This is a genomic window from Sphaerospermopsis reniformis, assembly GCF_005402885.1.
Taxonomy (GTDB): Bacteria; Cyanobacteriota; Cyanobacteriia; order Cyanobacteriales; family Nostocaceae; genus Sphaerospermopsis; species Sphaerospermopsis kisseleviana.
Genome location: NZ_BJCE01000354.1, coordinates 1 through 3,845, shown reverse-complemented (window position 1 = coordinate 3,845; position 3,845 = coordinate 1). Strand labels below are relative to the sequence as shown.

General features: G+C 39.1%; 2 protein-coding genes and 1 pseudogene. 2 read left to right on the top strand and 1 reads right to left on the bottom strand.

The window, feature by feature from the left end; genetic code table 11:
- Positions 1-207 precede the first annotated feature (207 nt).
- A complete protein-coding gene (galE, locus tag FFR48_RS26160; RefSeq protein ID WP_137669370.1) occupies positions 208-1,206 on the bottom strand; it encodes a UDP-glucose 4-epimerase GalE in 999 nt (332 codons plus the stop codon).
- 251 nt (positions 1,207-1,457) lie between these two features.
- Here galE and FFR48_RS26155 point away from each other — a divergent pair.
- Together FFR48_RS26155 and FFR48_RS26150 are read left to right on the top strand one after the other, a co-directional pair.
- Positions 1,458-1,667: pseudogene (locus tag FFR48_RS26155) on the top strand (septal nanopore formation protein FraI); the annotation flags it as partial.
- A gap of 152 nt (positions 1,668-1,819) precedes the next feature.
- Positions 1,820-3,571: an ABC transporter ATP-binding protein gene (locus FFR48_RS26150; RefSeq protein WP_137669369.1), complete on the top strand. Its 1,752-nt coding sequence runs from the start codon at positions 1,820-1,822 to the stop codon at positions 3,569-3,571.
- The last annotated feature ends 274 nt before the right edge of the window (positions 3,572-3,845 follow it).

Genomic DNA, 3,845 nt, shown 5'->3' with positions numbered 1-3,845 from the left:
ACCCCTAGCGCGTTTTGGGTACATATGTATATAATTGGTAATATTTTTCATCTTTGGTAGAACCACGGTATATTTTCCATTTACCGTTCTACCATTTTTCCGTTATATATTTCGGACAGGTCTATTGGTAATTGGTAAGAATAAACTCTTGCCTTTTGCCTTTTTCTGTCACCAATCACCAATCACCAATCACCAATCACCAATCTCCTACTTATGCATTTTTTGATGCCAGTTCCAGGCGTGAGTGACAATATCTTTGATATCAGGATATATAGGTTGCCAACCTAAGATTTTTCTGGCTTTTTCGCTACTACCAATGAGAGAAGGAGGATCACCAGGACGGCGATCGCATTCTTGAACTGATATATTTATTCCTGTCACTTCTTGAGCAGCAGCAATAACTTCTCTCACAGAAAAACCGTTACCATTACCTAAATTGAAAACATTACTTTCACCACCTTTAAGCAGATATTCCAAACCTAAAATATGGGCATCTGCTAAATCAGAAACGTGAATATAATCACGAATACAAGTACCATCAGGGGTGGGATAATCAGTACCAAAAATAGAAATTGATTGGCGTTGACCTAAAGCTGTCTGTAATACCAAAGGAATTAAATGAGTTTCGGGATTATGATCCTCTCCTAATAAACCACTAGGATCAGCACCAGCAGCATTAAAATAGCGGAAACATACAGATTTTAAACCGTAAGCAACATCAAAATCCGAGAGTATCCTTTCCACCATTAACTTAGTAGCACCATAGGGGTTAATGGGATTTTGGGGATGATCCTCAGTGATAGGGATAAATTTTGGGACTCCGTAAGTGGCACAGGTAGAAGAAAAGACAAATTTTTTAATAGACGCTGCCAGCATCGCTTCCAATAACGTCAAAGTTGCCACAACATTATTACGGTAATATTTGTCCGGTTCAGTTACGGATTCACCCACATAGGCATAAGCAGAAAAGTGCATAACTGCTTCAATTTTGTGGGTTTGAAACAGATGATCCAACAGGGGACGATCTTCTATATCACCTTCAATGAGTTTTACCTGCAAAACCTGTTCTACCAAATCTCGATGGCCATAGACCAGATTATCCAAGATTAACACCTGATAACCCGCTTGCAGTAAGGCTTTCACGGCATGAGAACCGATGTATCCTGCTCCCCCTGTGACTAGGACGGTGGGGTTTTGCGTTGACATAGTTGTTCCTTTTAACGAGTTGACGACGACTACTCAATTAATTTATGCCACTGGTGTTAGGTTAGTCTTTTGAAAAATTCCAAATAATACACTCAGTGTCAAAAATTTGCTCTAAAATCACTACGACGGTAGTCTGTGTGCGTGAAGTGGGAGTTATTTTTAAGTCAGTGATAAATTGCAGTTTGACGATAAAATAAACCCACTTATAGCAGGAGTCAGAAGTCGTTATTAACCAAACTATTAACAGTGCCAATACCATCTCCGATGTGATGACTGCTGGCATCTTACCTGTGGGTGATGTGAAAATCCCATCTTATCTACTACAAAATCCTCAAGCTATCAGTACAAGGGGGTTGCGTGTAGAAGATTTTGTACCTAATGCGGAAACTCTGCAACTCACAACCCAAGTTTGGGAAAGTTATCTTAATCAAATTTACGTTTTCTTACGTGGGCGCTCGTGATCAGGAGGCAGGGGCAGTAAAATTTTAGATTTTAGATTTTAGATTTTAGATTTTAGATGACAAAAACAATCCAAAATCCAAAATCCTTTCATTGAATCGCCCAATGCCCCTGCCTTTTGCGATTTAGGATGACAAAGTGTAAAATTGCTTAAATGGCACAATCTCGACGGCTTGCTAAACTCGGTAGTTACTTACGTCCCCATTGGCAGGATACTGCTTTGGGCATTATTGCCTTATTGTCTGTCAATGGGTTGGGCGTTTATATTCCTTTGCTGATTCGCTCTGGGGTGGATACACTTTCCACAACTTTTAGATTGGATCAGGTACTACGTTATGTAGTAATCATTATCGCCCTCAGTTCCGCAATGTGGATGATGCGTATGGCTTCCCGCATCTGGATTTTTGGTGTGGGTCGTCAGGTAGAATTTGAACTGAAACAGCGAATTTTTGAGCATTTACTTCAACTAGAACCGTCTTATTTTGCCAGTAATACTTCTGGTGATCTTATTAGTCGGGCTACTAGCGATGTGGACAATATCAGGCGGTTGTTGGGTTTTGCGGTATTGAGTTTAGCAAATACTTTTTTTGCTTATACTCTGACGCTGCCAGTAATGCTATCAATTAGTGTGGATCTGACTTTAGCTTCTCTGGCAGTTTATCCGTTTATGTTTTTGTTGGTGCATTTTTTTAGCGATCGCCTACGCACACAACAAGCTGCTGTCCAAGAACAACTTTCGGATATTAGCGAACTGATCCAAGAAGATATCAGTGGTATTTCTTTGATTAAAATTTACGCTCAGGAAGAAAATGAGCGTCGAGCTTTTCAAAAGAAAAATCAGGCTTTATTAACAGCTAACTTGACATTAGCTAAAACCCGCAGTACTCTATTTCCTCTGATTGGTGGTTTAGCTAATATTAGTTCCCTAATTATTATTTGGTTGGGAACTATGCGGATATCTTCTGGTAATCTGGCTGTGGGTGATTTTTTGGCTTTATTGATTTATGTAGAGCGTTTAGTTTTCCCCACGGCTTTATTAGGTTTTACCATTACTGCTTACCAAAGAGGTGAAGTTAGTATTGATCGGTTAGAATCAATTTTTAGTATCATTCCCAAAATTCAAGATCCACCTGATGCTATTTCTCTACCCACAAATACAGTTAAAGGTGAAGTTACAGCCAAAAATTTTAGTTACACCTACCCTGGTGCTAATACCCCGGCTTTAGATGATATTAACTTTACTATTAAACCAGGGGAAGTGGTAGCAGTGGTCGGGGCTATTGGTTCGGGAAAATCTACTTTAGCTAATGCTTTACCACGGTTGTTGGATATTCAGGAGGAACAGTTATTTTTAGATGGTTTGGATGTTACAAAAATAGCATTAAATGATTTACGAGGGGCGATCGCTTACGTTCCTCAAGATAGTTTTTTGTTTAGTACCACCATTAAAAATAATATCCGTTATGGCGACCCCATTAGTGAACAAGAAAGGGTAGAAACTGTTGCTAATCTTGCTCAAATAGCCGCTGAAATTAATAATTTCCCCCAGGAATATGAAACAATTGTTGGTGAAAGAGGAATTACCCTTTCCGGTGGCCAGCGACAACGTACATCTTTAGCTAGAGCCATGTTAATTGATGCTCCAGTTTTAATTTTAGATGATGCCCTTTCTAGTGTGGATAATCAAACTGCTACCCAAATTCTGAAAAATCTCTCTAGCGGTACAAAACAGAAAACCGTGATTTTCATTACCCATCAACTTTCAGCAGCGGCGACTGCTGATAGAATCATGGTTATGGATCATGGTAAAATTGTACAAATTGGTAAACATTCAGAACTTGTGGAACAACCAGGATTATATCAAAAATTGTGGAGTCAGCATCAAGTAGAAGAGTTACTACATTGAGTAACTACATTAAAGTAGCAAATTTTCCTGTAAGAGGATGTTTGAAAAGTTTTTAATGTATAAATAAACCCCTCTCCAAACCTCTCCCCGACGCGGGGAGTTTTTGTATTTATTCAGCAAGCCCTAATTATATTCCTCTCTTTTTTGTCTTACCGGGTGACAAGGAGGCTAAACAGCTTGTCTCATAAGGAAAAGAGCCTGAAAACCACGTTGAAAAAATAAGCGTTTATGAGGTTTGAGAGCAATTAAATTGAGAGCTAAATCAGCCCACAAA